This is a genomic window from Nocardia sp. NPDC051832 (assembly GCF_040681285.1).
Taxonomy (GTDB): domain Bacteria; phylum Actinomycetota; class Actinomycetes; order Mycobacteriales; family Mycobacteriaceae; genus Nocardia.
Window position 1 is genome coordinate 404,156 of sequence record NZ_JBFAYL010000004.1, and the last position, 13,927, is coordinate 418,082.

Annotated in this window: 15 protein-coding genes; 1 reads left to right on the forward strand and 14 read right to left on the reverse strand. The window is 67.3% G+C overall.

From position 1 onward, the window contains the following. Window positions 1-7: 7 nt before the first annotated feature. The 12 genes from AB0M14_RS27510 to AB0M14_RS27565 all read right to left on the reverse strand — a co-directional run bounded on the left by AB0M14_RS27510 (window position 8) and on the right by AB0M14_RS27565 (window position 9,337). Entirely contained in the window at window positions 8-883 is an 876-nt protein-coding gene (locus tag AB0M14_RS27510; protein ID WP_364999759.1) for an NAD(P)-dependent oxidoreductase, read from the reverse strand. After that, window positions 880-1,653, reverse strand: coding sequence for a TIM barrel protein (locus AB0M14_RS27515; RefSeq protein ID WP_364999760.1), 774 nt, complete (start codon window positions 1,651-1,653; stop codon window positions 880-882). Before AB0M14_RS27515 ends, AB0M14_RS27510 begins: the two co-directional genes overlap by 4 nt. A 2-nt stretch (window positions 1,654-1,655) precedes the next feature. After that, the gene (locus tag AB0M14_RS27520) at window positions 1,656-2,033 is read right to left on the reverse strand and encodes a gamma-glutamylcyclotransferase (RefSeq protein WP_364999762.1); all 378 of its coding nucleotides are present in this window, start codon (window positions 2,031-2,033) and stop codon (window positions 1,656-1,658) included. 34 nt (window positions 2,034-2,067) lie between these two features. Then, window positions 2,068-3,489, reverse strand: coding sequence for a nucleobase:cation symporter-2 family protein (locus AB0M14_RS27525; protein WP_364999764.1), 1,422 nt, complete (start codon window positions 3,487-3,489; stop codon window positions 2,068-2,070). 19 nt (window positions 3,490-3,508) lie between these two features. Continuing rightward, window positions 3,509-4,417, reverse strand: a complete 909-nt coding sequence (pucL, locus tag AB0M14_RS27530; protein WP_364999766.1) for a factor-independent urate hydroxylase — start codon at window positions 4,415-4,417, stop codon at window positions 3,509-3,511. Window positions 4,418-4,426: 9 nt separating this feature from the next. Beyond that, window positions 4,427-4,765: a hydroxyisourate hydrolase gene (uraH, locus tag AB0M14_RS27535; RefSeq protein WP_364999768.1), complete on the reverse strand. Its 339-nt coding sequence runs from the start codon at window positions 4,763-4,765 to the stop codon at window positions 4,427-4,429. After that, entirely contained in the window at window positions 4,762-5,277 is a 516-nt protein-coding gene (gene uraD, locus AB0M14_RS27540; RefSeq protein WP_364999770.1) for a 2-oxo-4-hydroxy-4-carboxy-5-ureidoimidazoline decarboxylase, read from the reverse strand. Before uraD ends, uraH begins: the two co-directional genes overlap by 4 nt. 119 nt (window positions 5,278-5,396) lie before the next feature. Continuing rightward, on the reverse strand, window positions 5,397-5,819 hold the full coding sequence (locus AB0M14_RS27545; RefSeq protein ID WP_364999772.1) for a helix-turn-helix domain-containing protein: 423 nt from the start codon (window positions 5,817-5,819) through the stop codon (window positions 5,397-5,399). Next, window positions 5,812-6,057 carry a thiamine-binding protein gene (locus AB0M14_RS27550; protein WP_356979667.1) on the reverse strand — a complete coding sequence of 82 codons (246 nt, stop codon included), beginning with the start codon at window positions 6,055-6,057 and terminating at the stop codon, window positions 5,812-5,814. The genes AB0M14_RS27545 and AB0M14_RS27550 overlap by 8 nt, the downstream gene beginning before the upstream one ends. A 106-nt stretch (window positions 6,058-6,163) precedes the next feature. Beyond that, window positions 6,164-7,597, reverse strand: a complete 1,434-nt coding sequence (locus AB0M14_RS27555) for an NCS2 family permease (protein ID WP_365000495.1) — start codon at window positions 7,595-7,597, stop codon at window positions 6,164-6,166. A 130-nt stretch (window positions 7,598-7,727) separates the two neighbouring features. After that, a complete protein-coding gene (locus AB0M14_RS27560; protein WP_364999774.1) occupies window positions 7,728-7,994 on the reverse strand; it encodes a hypothetical protein in 267 nt (88 codons plus the stop codon). Next, window positions 7,991-9,337, reverse strand: coding sequence for an 8-oxoguanine deaminase (locus AB0M14_RS27565; protein WP_364999776.1), 1,347 nt, complete (start codon window positions 9,335-9,337; stop codon window positions 7,991-7,993). The genes AB0M14_RS27560 and AB0M14_RS27565 overlap by 4 nt, the downstream gene beginning before the upstream one ends. Window positions 9,338-9,712: 375 nt before the next feature. Here AB0M14_RS27565 and AB0M14_RS27570 point away from each other — a divergent pair, with 375 nt between their 5' ends. After that, complete coding sequence (locus AB0M14_RS27570) at window positions 9,713-11,212, forward strand: PucR family transcriptional regulator ligand-binding domain-containing protein (protein ID WP_364999778.1); 1,500 nt, start codon at window positions 9,713-9,715, stop codon at window positions 11,210-11,212. Here AB0M14_RS27570 and AB0M14_RS27575 read toward each other — a convergent pair. Together AB0M14_RS27575 and AB0M14_RS27580 are read right to left on the reverse strand one after the other, a co-directional pair. Next, on the reverse strand, window positions 11,145-12,044 hold the full coding sequence (locus tag AB0M14_RS27575; protein WP_364999780.1) for a phosphatase PAP2 family protein: 900 nt from the start codon (window positions 12,042-12,044) through the stop codon (window positions 11,145-11,147). The two genes, AB0M14_RS27570 and AB0M14_RS27575, sit on opposite strands and share 68 nt — an antisense overlap. Further along, window positions 12,041-13,909 carry a glycoside hydrolase gene (locus AB0M14_RS27580; protein ID WP_364999781.1) on the reverse strand — a complete coding sequence of 623 codons (1,869 nt, stop codon included), beginning with the start codon at window positions 13,907-13,909 and terminating at the stop codon, window positions 12,041-12,043. The genes AB0M14_RS27575 and AB0M14_RS27580 overlap by 4 nt, the downstream gene beginning before the upstream one ends. Window positions 13,910-13,927 lie beyond the last annotated feature (18 nt).

A 13,927-nucleotide genomic window follows, 5' to 3' on the forward strand; every position in this document is an offset into this window, starting at 1 on the left:
GCCGTACTCACGCGTTGTCCCGCTTCGACAGCGCCTCGGCGACCAGCAGCAGGCCGGAGTGGTCCAGGTTGCCGTAGCCCATGGCGCGCGCGGCGGCGATGAGCTGCGCGGTGAGCGCGCCCATCGGAATCGCCACCTCGGCGTCGCGGGCGGCGGCCAGGATGATGCCCATGTCCTTGTGGTGCAGGTCGATCCGGAAACCGGGGACGAAGGAGCGCTCCAGCATGGTCTTGCGCTTGAGCTCGAGGATCTTGCTGCCCGCGAGGCCGCCGGCCAGCACGTCCAGGCCCTTGGCCGCGTCCGCGCCCAGGTTCTCCATCAGCAGGATCGCCTCGGCGACCAGGGCGTACGTGCCGCCGACGATGAGCTGGTTGGCGGCCTTGACGACCTGGCCGGCGCCGTTCGGGCCGACCAGCTCGAAGGTCTTGCCGAGCTTCTCGAAAATCGGCGTGGCCGCGGCGAAGTCGTCCTCGTTACCGCCGACCATGATGGACAGCGCGGCGTTGATCGCGCCGGGCTCGCCACCGCTGACGGGGGCGTCGAGCACGCGCAGGTTCTTCTTGGCGCCCTCGGTGGCGGTCCAGCGCGAGGTCTTCGGGGTGATGGTGGAGAAGTCGATGTAGAGCGTGCCCGGGTTGGCGTGCTCGAGCACCTCGGCGAACACCGACTCCACGTGCTCGTCCTGCGGCAGCATCGTGATCACGATGTCCTTGTCGCGCACGGCCTCGGCCGCGCCGGAGGCGACGTTGCCGCCCGCGGCCTTCAGCTTGTCCAGCGCGGCGGCGCTGAAGTCGAAGCCGGTGACGTCGTGGCCCGCGGCGACCAGGTGGCCCGCCATCGGTCCACCCATGATGCCGAGTCCGATGAAACCGATCTTGCTCATTTGGTCCAGCTCCAATCCAGTTCTGCGTCTTTGTATTCCAGGCCGATCCAGCCGTCGTAGCCGACGGACTCGAGGCTGTTGAAGAGTGCGGTGAAGTCGAGATCACCGGTGCCGGGGCGGCCGCGGCCGGGGTTGTCGGCGATCTGCACGTGGCCGATGTAGGAGGCGTAGGTCTTGATGACCTGGTGCAGGTCCTCACCCATGCGCGACAGGTGGTACAGGTCGCACAGGAACTTGATGTTCGGCTCGCCCGCCGCGTCGATGATGCTGATCGCGCGCTCGGCCGACACCACCGGATAGTCCGGCGACTCCGGTGAATTCAGCGCTTCCAGCAGCACGGTCGCGCCGATGCGCGAGGCCGCCTGGGCGGCCAGGCGCAGGTTCTCCAGCGCCAGCTCGTCCTGCGCGGCGGGGTCCTCGCCCTCGACCCGGTTGCCGTACAGCGCGTTCAGCGCCTTGCAGCCGGTGCGCTCGGCGATACCGACCGCGACCTCGATGTTGTCGCGGAAGGTGGAGACCGCGCTCGGCACCGAGACCAGGCCGCGACCGGCCGGGATCAGGTCGATGAAGTTCAACCCGACCAGCTGGACGCCGGCGTCGGCGATCGCCGCGACGAACGCGTCGATCTCCTTGTCGCCCGGCGTCGGATCGGTGCCGAAGGGCCACCAGAATTCGACACCGTCGAAGCCCGCCGCCTTGGCCGCGGCCGGACGCTCGAGCAGAGGCAGATCGGTGAACAGAATCGAGCAGTTGACATCGAATTTAGGCACGATCAAGCTCCTTTCTTGTATTTCTTCCAGCTGCCGATCTCGGTGATGTCCTTCAACTCCGGGTAGGAGGTCGGCGGCTTGCGCATCACCATGGACAGCACCGAGCGGTTGTCCTGCAGCTCGATCACGCCGAGCTCCAGCTCCGGCGGTTCGGCCGGAAGCAGCTTCTCGCGCAGCACGTCCAGGGAAATGTCGAACAATTCACCGGAGATCGGCGCGCCGCCGTCGGCGACGGGCGCGAGGCCCGGGAACCGGTCGCCCACCGAATAAAAGCGATAGCGCGGCGCGGTTTCGGCTTCACCGGCGAACGGTGCGCCATCGAGCAGGTAATTCAGAGGTCCTCCGCGCATGGCGGAGCCGTTCAGGAAAATCAGAGGCATTGCGATGCCCTTCTCAGGGTTGGTATTTCAGAAATTACTTTCGGATATCGTCGTCGAGCCGATCGCCGAGTTCTTCGCGCTGGTCCTGTGCGGCGGCGAACACCGACACACCCTCGCGCTTGCCGGCGCGAATCTCGTTGAACACCACGTTCAGCACGATCGCCACCACCGCCGTCGCGCTGATCCCGGATTCCAGGACCACGGCGATCGACTTCGGGAACGCGTGCCAGAAGTCCGGCGCCGCGATCGGGATCACGCCGATCGCGACACTGACCGCGACGATGACCATGTTCAGGTTGTCTTCGTAATCCACCCGCGACAGCGTGCGGATACCGCTGGCGGCCACCGAACCGAAGAGCACGATCGCCGCGCCGCCGAGCACCGGATAAGGAATGCCGGCGACCACCGCGCCCACCACCGGCAGCAGCCCGAGCAGCGCGAGAATCGCACCACCGACCGCGACCACGTAGCGACTCTTGATGCCGGTCAGCGCGACCAGTCCGACATTCTGCGCGAACGCGCTGCACGGGAAGGAACCCACCAGGGGCGCCACCGCGCTCGACGCCATATCGGCGCGCAGGCCGTTCGCCAACCGCTTCTTGTCGACCTTCGTCGGCAAGATCTCACCGATGGCGAGAATGTCGGCGGTGGCCTCGGTCATGATCACCAGGATCACGATCGTCATGGCGACGATCGCACCCACTTCGAAAGTGGGCGTGCCGAAATGCAGCACCGAGGGCAAGGCGACCAATTTCGCTTCGCCGACCCCGGAGAAATCGGCCTTGCCCGTGCCGACCGCCACCAGGGTGCCGATGACGAGGCCGATCAGAATGGACAACCGGGAAATCGCGCCTTGGAACAAGCGGCTGATCACCAAGATGATGAGCAGGGTCAGACCGGCGTACCCGATATTGGCCATGGAGCCGTAATCGGCGGACTTGGCATTTCCACCCATTGCCCACCGGAATGCCACCGGCATCAGCGACAGCCCGATCACCGTGATGATCGTGCCGGTCACCACCGCCGGGAACAGCCGCACCAGGTGCGCGAAGAACGACGAGGCGATCAACCCGATGACACCGGCGACGATGATGGCGCCGAACACCGGGCGCAGCCCGCCGTCGTTGGCGATCGACACGATCGTCGACACGCTGACGAACGAAATGCCTTGCACGATGGGCAGTCTGGAGCCGAACGGCCCCAGGCCCAGGGTCTGCAGCATGGTGGCCAGACCCGAGACGAACAGTCCCGCGGTCACCAGCAATGCCATGTCGGCGGCCGACAGTCCGGCCGCCCCGCCGATGATCAGCGGTGGCGCGATGACACCGCCGTACATCGTCAGGATGTGCTGCAGACCATACGCAATCAGTTGCAGCGGTGGGTATTTCGAATCTTCCGGCCGGACCGTGGCGGTTGAAGCAGCCCCGTCGGCCGGGGCGCTACGGCGGTTGAACATGGGTGTCGCCTCTCCGCGATCAGCAAAATCCGGGCACGGCGTGCCAGGCGTTACCGGCATCGGTGGCGTCGTCACGGACCACGGAGGCCTCGATCAGGCCGTACGGCCGATCGGCGGCGATGAAGACCTCGTTCGGGTTCTCCAGCGAGAACGGGCTCAGGTCGACCAGGAAGTGGTGCTTGTTCGGCGCGGAGAACTTGATCTCGGCGACCTCACGGTGCTGCTCGAGCACCGCGCGGCCCATGCTGTACAGGGTCTGCTGCAGCGCGTAGGAGTGCACGGCGGCGAACTGGCGCAGCAGGATCGAGCGGATCGAGTCGTAGGACTTGTCCCAGTCCGGGACCTCGGCGCTGTCGTAGCGCCACTTGGCGACCAGCGAGGTGGCCATGATCCGGTCGTTGGTCGGCTGCAGGGTCGTGTACTTGTCCTTGAAGTACCCGTGGAACTCCGAGCCGGTGGTCTTCAGCAGCACCAGATCCTTGATGCCGGAGATGACGTGGGCGCGCCGATCCGGGCCGACGCCGTCGACGTTCACGTGCACGGTGCGCACGCCGGCGCCGCTGCGCACGAACGAGTGGTCGTGCCCGATGCCGTCGACCGGGATGCGATCCCAGGCGTACTCCTCGATCTCCACGCGCGCGCCGTCGGCGCCCGGGCAGCGGGCGATGAAGTGGTCGGCCAGGGTCAGGCCGTAGTTCTCGATCGCGCCGATCTCCTTCTCCTTGGCGAAGGCGAAGGCGGTGTTCTTCTGGGTGTCGGTGGGGAGCACGTCCTTCTGATCACCGGTGATGTGCGCGTCCTCGAAACGCCCACGCAGGGCGGAGGATACGTTCAGATCGCGGATCTGGTGCCGGGCGGTGTCGCGGTAGACGCGGACGACGCGGCTCTCGGCCTTGCCGTACTGGTTGGGTCCAAGCTGGATGGCCATGGGTGAGGATCAGCTCCCTCGGTAGGTGGAGTAGGCGAACGGGCTAAGCAGAAGCGGGATGTGAAAGTGGCTGCCGGCCGGGCCTTTCGGCTCGAACGTGATGACGGCTTCCGGGAAGAAGCAGTCCTGACCGGTGGCGGCGGCATAGGTGGCGACGTCGAAAACCAGGCGGTACTGGCCGGTTTCGAGCTCTTCCGGGCCGAACTCGCCGACGCGGCCGTCGGCGTTGGTGACCGCCTGGGCCACCAGCACCGGCTCGCGGTCCTTGACGAATTCCAGCCGGACCGGCACGCCCGCGCCGGGCTTGCCGAGCGCCGTGTCCAGCACGTGCGTGGTGATCGCACTCATGCCGAGGTCACCTCCAATTCTTCGATTGCCTTGCGCAGCCGCAGGATCGCGATCTTGCGCAGCTCCTCCGCGACGACCGCCGCTTCGGTGTCGTCGTCGTTGCCGAGGCGGGCCTGCAGGGCCGCCAGGATCTGCTCGGCGGAAAGCCCGGTGGCGCAGATCAGGAAGACCCGGCCGAACCGCTGCTCGTAGGCCTGGTTGCCGGCCATCAGCGCCGCGGCGGTGGCCAGATCCTGGCTGACGCCGGACTGCTCGCCGCGCGACCACTTGGCGTCGACGCTGCTGCCGTTGGCTCGCTCCCCGATCCGAGGGTGGGCCGCGAGCGCGCGGTCGACGTCCTCGGCGGTGAAGGTGCGGGCGGCGCTGTCGGCGACCTCCAGCAGGAGGTCGAGATCGGCGTACGGCCGGCCCGCCAGGACGGCGTCGGCCCACGCCGGAACGTCGCAGCAAGCCAGCAGTACCGGCCGAAGTTGTTCGCTAGCAGTCGAATTGAACGCTGCCGAAGTCCCCAATTGCCTGGCCTTTCTCGTGTAGCGGAGGTCACATCCGCTTACTTCGAGAAGAGTGGCACAGGTCTCACCCGGAAATCAACAGTTTGTTGAAATTTGGGGTGAACGACCAAGTGGGAGGCTCAGGACCGGGTCCGGTTCAGATAGTTGTACACAGTGAATCGGGTGACGCCGAGCGCTTCGGCGACAGTCTCCGCGGATTTGCGGTAGCTGAAGGCCCCCCGCTCCTCCAGCAACCGCACAGCGCGCTGTTTGTCGGCGCGCTTGAGGTCGGTCAGCGAACTACCGAGTTCGGCCGCCACAGCGTCCAGCAGACGGGCCAGACCGCCCTCGGTGGTGGGGTCGGCGGCAGCGGCAGCCGCGGCGGCGGCGGCCGGTTCCGGCTCGGAGATTCGCACAGCGGCCAGCGTCGCGCCTTCCCACACCAGGGGAATGTCGTCGGGGCCGCAGTCGCCGGGCGGCACGAGACGCCCGCCCACCCGGTCCAGGAGTGGTGTGATCGTCACCAGCACGGGGTGTGTGGCGTCGAGGTGTGTGTCAGTCATCGGCGTCCCGCTCCACCTGCAAGGTCACCCGGGTGGCGCCGTGGGCGAACCCGGTCGCGAGCACCTCGCGCAGCAGGTCCAGCAACTTCTCGCTCGGCCCGGACACCGAGGTGCCCAGCGGGCCGAAATCGCAATCGAGACCGGCGGCTTCGAGCACGGCGAGGGTCTCGGCGGCATGCGGCGGCGGATCGCCTTCGCCGTGGAAAGGCTCGGTGGTGAATTCAGCACGCAGCCACATGGGCATAGGCTACCTGCGCTCTCGGAGAGACATACAGAACATGGTTGTCGACCCAGCAAGGCCCCGCGGCACAGCCGAAAGCTGTACCGCGGGGCCGCGACCGGAGCTAGGCGAAGGCCAGCTCGATGGCGTTGATGCCGAAGTAGGCGATGAAGACCGCGCTGGTCACGTACAGCAGCCAGTGCACTTCCTTGAACTTCCCGCGCGCCGCCTTGATCACGACGTAGGCGATGAGGCCCGCGCCCACACCATTGGTGATGGAGTAGGTGAACGGCATCAGCGCGATGGTCACGAAGGCCGGGACCGCTACCTCCAGGTCGTTCCAGTCGATCTTGCGCGCCTGGGTCATCATCAGCGCGCCGACCAGCACCAGGGCCGGAGCCGCGGCCTGAATCGGGACCACCGCCGCGATCGGGGTGAAGAAGATCGCGGCGATGAACAGACCGCCGGTCACCACGCTGGTCAAGCCGGTACGGGAACCCTCACCGACACCCGTCGCCGACTCGACGTACACCGTCGCGCCCGCACCGCCGGCCGCGCCGCCGATGATCTGGCCGACACCGTCGACGGTCAGCACCTTGCCGAGACCGGGCATGGTGCCGTTCTCGTCGAGCAGCTCGGCCTCGTCACAGACGCCGAAGATGGTGCCCATGGCGTCGAAGAATCCGGTCAGCACCAGGGTGAACAGCACGATCGAGGCGGTGAGCGCACCGGCCGAGGCGAAGCCGCCGATCAGGTCGACGTTGAACATCAGCCCGAAATCGGGTGCGGCGAACAGCTTTTCGGGCGTTTCCGGCACCACCGGGCCCCAGGACTTGGGATCGATGGTGGCGTTGGCGTTGATGATGATCGCGATCACGGTGGCGATCGCGATGCTGATCAGCAGGGCGCCGGGCACCTTGCGGATGAACAGCGCGAGCATGATCAGCAGGCCGACCGCGAAAACCACTACCGGCCAACCACTCAGGTGACCGCCGGCGCCCAGCGTGACCGGCGGACCGGTGGCCTCACCGTGCCCCACCACGCCGGCCGAGACCAACCCGATCAGCGCGATGAACATGCCGATGCCGACACCGATGGCGTGCTTCAAGGCCGCCGGAATGGCATTGATGATCATGGTGCGCAGACCGGTCGCGGCCATGATCACGATGACCACACCCATCAGGATGACCAAGCCCATGGCCTGCGGCCAGGTCATGTGCGGCGCCGCCTGGAAGGCGACCACCGGCACCAGCCCCAGCCCGGCGGCCAGCGCCAGCGGCACGTTGCCGACCAAGCCCATGAGCACGGTGCTCAAGCCGGCGGAGAACGCGGTGGCGGTGGTGAGCTGCGCGATGGAGAGCTTGTCACCGTTCATATCCGTGACGCCGCCGAGAATCAGCGGGATCAGCAGGATGACATAGGCCATCGCGACGAAGGTGGTGATGCCACCACGGACCTCCCGGGAGACGGTGGTCTTGCGCTCGGTTAGTTTGAAAAACCGGTCGTGCCAGGCTTTTCTGGGTACCGGCGGCTCGTCGGCGACGGGCTTGGTCTGCATCTGCGTCATTGGGCTTGCCCTCCTCAGGGCGCCGACCCGTGGTCCGGGATGGTATTCCGGCCACACGGTGTCGGTTATGCGGTTGTGGCGCGCCGCCGCCTCGTTGCGAAAGATGCGGCGCACCCGTTGATCAACAGCTCCGGATGATGTCTTCCGGTGGTTCCGGCACACGGTTGATGTGCACGGTGGTCCCCCGCGAGCGGCGCGCGTCACGGATGGCGGCGACGCTCGCGGGGGTGGCGGAGAGCATGGGTGGCTCGCCGTGGTTTTCCCGGATCTCCAGCCGCTGTAGCGGCTTGCCGAGAATCTCCGGGGTCGGGTGGCGGTACTCGCGCGCGTCCTCGATGGCCCCCTCAATCAGGACATCGGCGGATGCCGCGAGCACCTCGGTCGTCATCGAGTTCCCTCCTGCAGCAGGCGTTTCCGGGCGTGCGCGCCCGCGCGGCCGGTGGCATCGTGGGCGACGGTGCGCAGCTCGTCGTTCTCGACGACGGTGTGACCGCCGACGATCAGACGGGCCAGCGGCGGCGTCGGGCCGAACACCAAGGCGCAGACCGGATCCTCGACCGCGGCGCGGAAGCCGTCGACGCGCCAGATGGCGATATCGGCGAGCTTGCCGACCTCCAGGGATCCGATCTCGTTCTGGCGGCCGAGGTTTCGGGCGCCGCCCAGGGTGCCGAGCTCCAGGGCCTGGCGGGCGGTGAGCGCCGTCGGGCCGTGCACGGCGCGCTGGAAGAGCATGGCCTGGCGCATTTCGCCCGCCATGGAAGTCAGTTCGCTCGACGCGGCGCCGTCGACGCCGAGTCCGACCGGAGCGCCCGCGGCGATCAGGTCGGCGACCCGGGCGATGCCGGCGCCCAGGCGGGCGTTGGAGGTCGGGCAGTGCGCGGAGCCGGTGCCGGTCTCGGCGAAACGACGGATGTCGGCGTCGTGCAGGTGCACCGCGTGGGCGAACCAGACATCGTCACCGAGCCAGCCCAGCTTGCCCATGTACTCGACCGGGGTGCAGCCCATCTGCTCGAGGCAGTGCGCTTCCTCGTCCAGGGTCTCGGCGAGGTGGGTGTGCAGGCGCACGCCCTTGCTGCGGGCCAGCGTGGCGGATTCGGTCATCAGCTCGGCACTCACCGAGAAGGGCGAGCACGGCGCGACCGCGACGCGCAGCATCGAATCGAAGGACGGGTCGTGGTATTTGTCGATCACCTCGGCGGTGTGCGCGAGGATCTCGTCGCGGCTCTCCACCACCTCGTCCGGGGGCAGGCCGCCGTCGGACTGGCCGCGGTCCATCGAGCCGCGGCACGGGTGGAAACGGATGCCCAGCTCCTGGGCGGCGCGGATCTCGGCGTCGAACAGGTCGCCGCGGTTCTTCGGGAAGATGTAGTGGTGATCGGTGCTGGTCGTGCAGCCGGTCAGCGCGAGCCAGCCCAGGCCGGCCGAGGCCGCACCGTAGACGATGTCGGCGTCCATCCGGGCCCAGAGCTGGTAGAGCCCGGTCAGCCATTCGAACAGGGTGGCGTCCTGGAACAGGCCCTGGCTGGCCCACTGATACAGGTGATGGTGGGTGTTGACCAGGCCCGGGGTGACCAGGCAACCGGTGCCGTTGATCCGCTCGGCGCCTTCGATCCGCGGGGCCGGGCCGTGGCCCAGTGCGGTGATGCGGCCGTTCTCGGCGACCAGGTATCCGGAGGGGATCTCCGGTCCGGTGACCGGGGCGATGTACGCGTTCTCGATGACGGTCTTCATGCTGCTCGATCATTCAGCGTGCCGTGGAAGCTCGTCCGCATCAGGCTGCCGTCCGGTCGGCGGCGCAGTTGATCACCGCGTTGCTGGCGGGTAGCGCGACGCTGCTGCTCACAACGGGACAGCTTATGTCGGCAGTGCGCCCGGCCACGCCGTCGGCGTCGGCCGGAGCAGTGTTTGCCTCGGGCCGAGCGGCCTCGAACCCGAGCGCCTCGGCCCAACTCGCGGGTCGCGGTGAATCCATGTCCGTAAGTACAGCTGGCCGGGAAGTGAACAGGTAGGAACGAGAAATCTGAACTGTGGCCCAGTTCACACCGCAAGGTTTGTACGTATCTCCAAATGCGGTGGGTACCCGCACCGCTGTTAGCGTAGAAAACTGTGCGATTACGTTCCCTGCTCACCATGACAGCCCTAGGTCTGGAACTCCTCACCGGGGAGGAAGACCTGGACCGCTTCGTGCGCTGGGTGGTAACCACCGACCTGCTCGATCCCAGCCGCTACCTGTCCGGCGGCGAGCTCGTGCTGTCCGGATTGCAGTGGCGCGACAGCCCCGCCGACAGTGAGACTTTCGTCGGCGCGCTGGCCCGGGCCGGCGTCGCGGGCCTGGCCGCCGGCGACGCCCGCTACGGCGGCGTGCCCGAGGACATCGTCGAGGCCTGTCGCCGGCACCGCATCCCGCTGTTCCGGGTCCAGGAGAACGTCGCGTTCGCGACCGTGACCGAGCAGATCACCCGTAACCTGTCGACCGGGCGGGCCGCGGACCTGAGCGCGGTGCTCGACCGGCACCGTCAGCTGGTCGCGGGCAGCGGGCTCGGGTCGGTGCTCGATCTGATCGAACGTGATCTCGGAATGAGCTGCTGGGTGATGTCCTCGACCGGGCGCGTCGTCGCCGGCTCGGCGACGCCGCCCGAAGGGGTCACCGCGGAGTTCCTCAACGCCCGCCGGCTACCGCTCGTAGTCCGCGAGAATGGTTCTCCCTACTCGATTTTCGCAGTCGACCAGCACAGCACCTCGCGAGTCGCGGACTGGTTCCTGGTGTTCGAGGGCGACTGCACCGAGTGGTCCGAGGAACGCCGGGCCCTGCCCGGCGAACTCGCCGCCGTGGTATCGCTGGAACGGGCCCGCCAGGACGACCGGCAGAGCGCCGAAGGGCGGCTCGCCCAGGAACTCATCGAGCTCATCGTCTCCGATGCCAAACCGGCGGAGATCATTTCGCGGCTCGAATTGACCGGGCTCGGACCCGGTGAGACCTACATCGCGGTTGCCGCGGCCTCCGAGGGTGACACCTTGCGGCCCGGCGAATTACGTGTCTTGTTGCGCGAAATCCTTTACGGCCGCAGGCCCGCCGCCGGCGTGGTGGACGGCGAGGCGATCGCCCTGATCCCCGCGCGCAGCTCGATCCTCGACGAAATCCAGTTGGCGGTCAGCGAATTGGCGCCCGCGCTCGGCGAAAGCCGGTTGTCCGTCGGCGTCAGCGGCGTGGTCGACGGCGAAGGCCTGCGCGGCGCGGTCGAAGAAGCGCGCTACGCCCGGCGCATGGCAGGCCGGAGCGAACACCCCGCGAGCGTCGTCGGCCACGACCAGCTCGCCACCCACATGCTGCTGCTCGCCAGCGTGCCCGACGAAGTGCGGCGCATGTTCCGCACCCGCCTGCTCGACCCGCTGAGCAGCTACGACCAGGACAATCGCGCGGATCTCGTGCACACGCTGGAGACGTTCCTGCAATCGTCGGGATCGTGGACGAAATCCGCGGAACTGCTGCATGTCCACGTGAACACGCTGCGCTACCGAATTCAGCGCATCGAAGAACTCACCGGCCGCGATTTGTCGCGCCTCGAGGACCGAGTCGACTTCTTCCTGGCCCTGGCACTGCGCTGACAACCACTCCCGCGCACACGGCGACCAGACCGAACGCCTGCGTTGTCTTGGGCCCGAGCCCATCAGCCCCGACGGTCGCCCAGACCGCGAGCACACCGGCAGCAATGCCAGCGACCGCGGTGATCAGGAGAACCATCGCCGGACTCGCCGCGGTCCGCGGTCGCGGCAGTACTGCGGAGAACGCGCCGACCAGCAGGATCGCCAGCACTATGTCCCCCGGCCGATGCCAGCCCGCGACAATCAACTGCACGCCGATCAACGTCACCCACCCGGCCGACACGACAGCGATCCACGGGCGAACGGCCCGCGGTGCCGCCATTGTGAGAACGACCGCGGTCGCCGCGGCAGCGGTCGCATGGCCACTGGGCGCGGCATTGTCAGCAGCCCACCCCGCCGCACCCGCCAGCTCCGGGCGCTCTAGTACCGCTAGCCGGAGCACCCGGGCAAGCAGGATCATCCCGGGCGGAAATGCGAGGTAAAGCGTTGTCCGCCAACGCAACCCGCCCACCACGCCGAAGACCGTCACCAACACGGCGACGCCGATCCACAGAACAGGACTCGAAACCCACGGTATCCGCGCCCAAGCCGGCACCGGAAGCACCGACAGCTCACTACGAGCAAACAGAAACACCCGCTGATCCCACACCTGCCCCGCAGCGGTCCACGCAGTCACGAAATACGTCAACCCAGCGGCAGCCCCGCAGATCACTGCCAACCAAACGCGCACGTCCACAACGACATCCAAGGCCTCCGGAGAGCGCCGCCGCGGTACCGGGTTCATCCCCTCAACCCGCTGGTCAGCACAGCTTCCATTCCTCAACTGGGCGGTCACGGGCACAGCGTCTGTGTTTGGTTGCCGGAGGTGCGGGCGAGGACGCAACCCGGCTGGACGGTGCCGGTTTCCGGGTCGGTGTACGGAGTGGTGCCGAAGTTGGCGGTGACGGTTAGGTGGTTGCCGAATTCGGTGCGCTGGACCTGTTTGTCGGTTGTCAGCCAGTCGAAGGCGGTGAGGGCGGTTGTTCCCGCGGCGGCCTGGGTGAAGCGGAAGAACTGTTCTGCCTTGGCCATCGAGGGGGCCCATTCGGCGATCGTGTCGAGATTGAGGTTGTAGTTCAGCGGGGCGTTGTAGAGCATGGCGGCCAGGGTGCGGGTTCTGGCGAGGGCCGGGAACTTATTGAGGCCGAGTTCCCAACGGTCGGTGCTGATCAGCGAGTCGTGGAAGACGGTTTGGTACATGGGGATTCGGTAGGCGAAGTCGAACATCTGGCGGGTCAGGTCGGCGGGCAGGTCGACCGGCTTCAGGAACATCGCGGGGCCGTTCTTGCCGGACCAGCCGCCCCAGAACTCCTTGTCGCGCTGTAGTTTCCAGATGCCGTCCGGGATCGGGGTGGATGAGCCGTGGCTGAACGCGACGGCCGAATTGGCCCAGGCGCCTACCGTTTCGGAGCCGACGACGAAACGCGGCATGAGGTCGCGCATGCGGGCGAGGCGGTTGTCGCGGTCGCGCTGCTCGGTCATCGGGTGCTGCGGGGAGTGGTCGCGGAAGGTTTCGCCGGTGCCGTCGACGTCGACGAAGTAGCTGTTCACGCCGTTGGCGCTCATCTGGTCTTCGCGCTCCCGCAGTAGGTCGGGACGCTGAGCGAGAGCTTCGGAGCTCAGGTAGCAGCCGCGGCCGCCGAATCCGGTCTCCGGCTTGCCTTTCGAGTCGAGGACGCAACCGGCGGGCCACATCGGGTCCGGCCATTTCGAGGTGGGGGCGTCGATTTCACCCTTGGGGTCCTGCACGTTGGAGAACGTGTCATAGGGGCCGATCAGGTAACCCGCTTGCTTAGCGGCGTCCACAGCGTCCTTGCCGATTTGCGGGTCACCGGAGTCGTATCCGAGCCACAGTCGTTCCAGTCCAGCGGATTTCAGCGCTTCGACACCTCGCGCGCTACGCCCGTCGCCCCACAGATAGACGTGAAATGCGCCGAGAAGCTTTTCCACCTCGGGGTTTTCGGCGATCTTGTCGGTGAGCGAGCTGAGTTGCCCGTGACTGTCGAGCCACTGCCGATAGTCCAGCGAACTGTCGATCGGCCCGCCGCGAGTGGGGTCCAGAATCACGGTGTAGGTGCCGGTCGCGGCGGCCGGGTCGAATTCGTGCCGCACCGTCGCGCCCAGTCGCTCGTCGCGGGCGGTGAAGGTGACCGTGCTGCCGATATCGGTCGGGATGATGTAGCTGCCGCCGGTCCCCGGCTGCGCGCCGGTGAATCCGAGTCCGGGGAAGGTCAGGTCTTGCAGACGGCGGCCGTCTTCGTCGACGATGCCGGTCTCGGGATCGGTCCAGCGGGTGTCATCAGCCGGAATATTCAGGCCGTCGCCGTCGGGGACCTGGATCGACCGCACACCGGCCGGCAGCACCGGCCAGGACAGCGACGCCGTTTTGTCGGCGGTGATGGACAGCGCGATGCGGTCGCCGTCCGGGCGTGCGGAGACCGCCAGCCCGGCTTCGGGAAGCGACCAGCGCAGGGCTTCGCCATCGCGGGTGACCTCGCTCGGCGCGCCCAGATCCTGGGCCGCACCGCCGGAAATCGGGCCGATGTCGGAGTCGACTTTCAGAGTGGCGGGATCCACATCGATCGTGTGCTCAGCGGTAACCAGCCTTGGCTTACCGTCTACGAGCTGCAGGTTTACCGGCGCGATCTGGGCTGTGTTCACCAAGGAGCAGCCCGATGC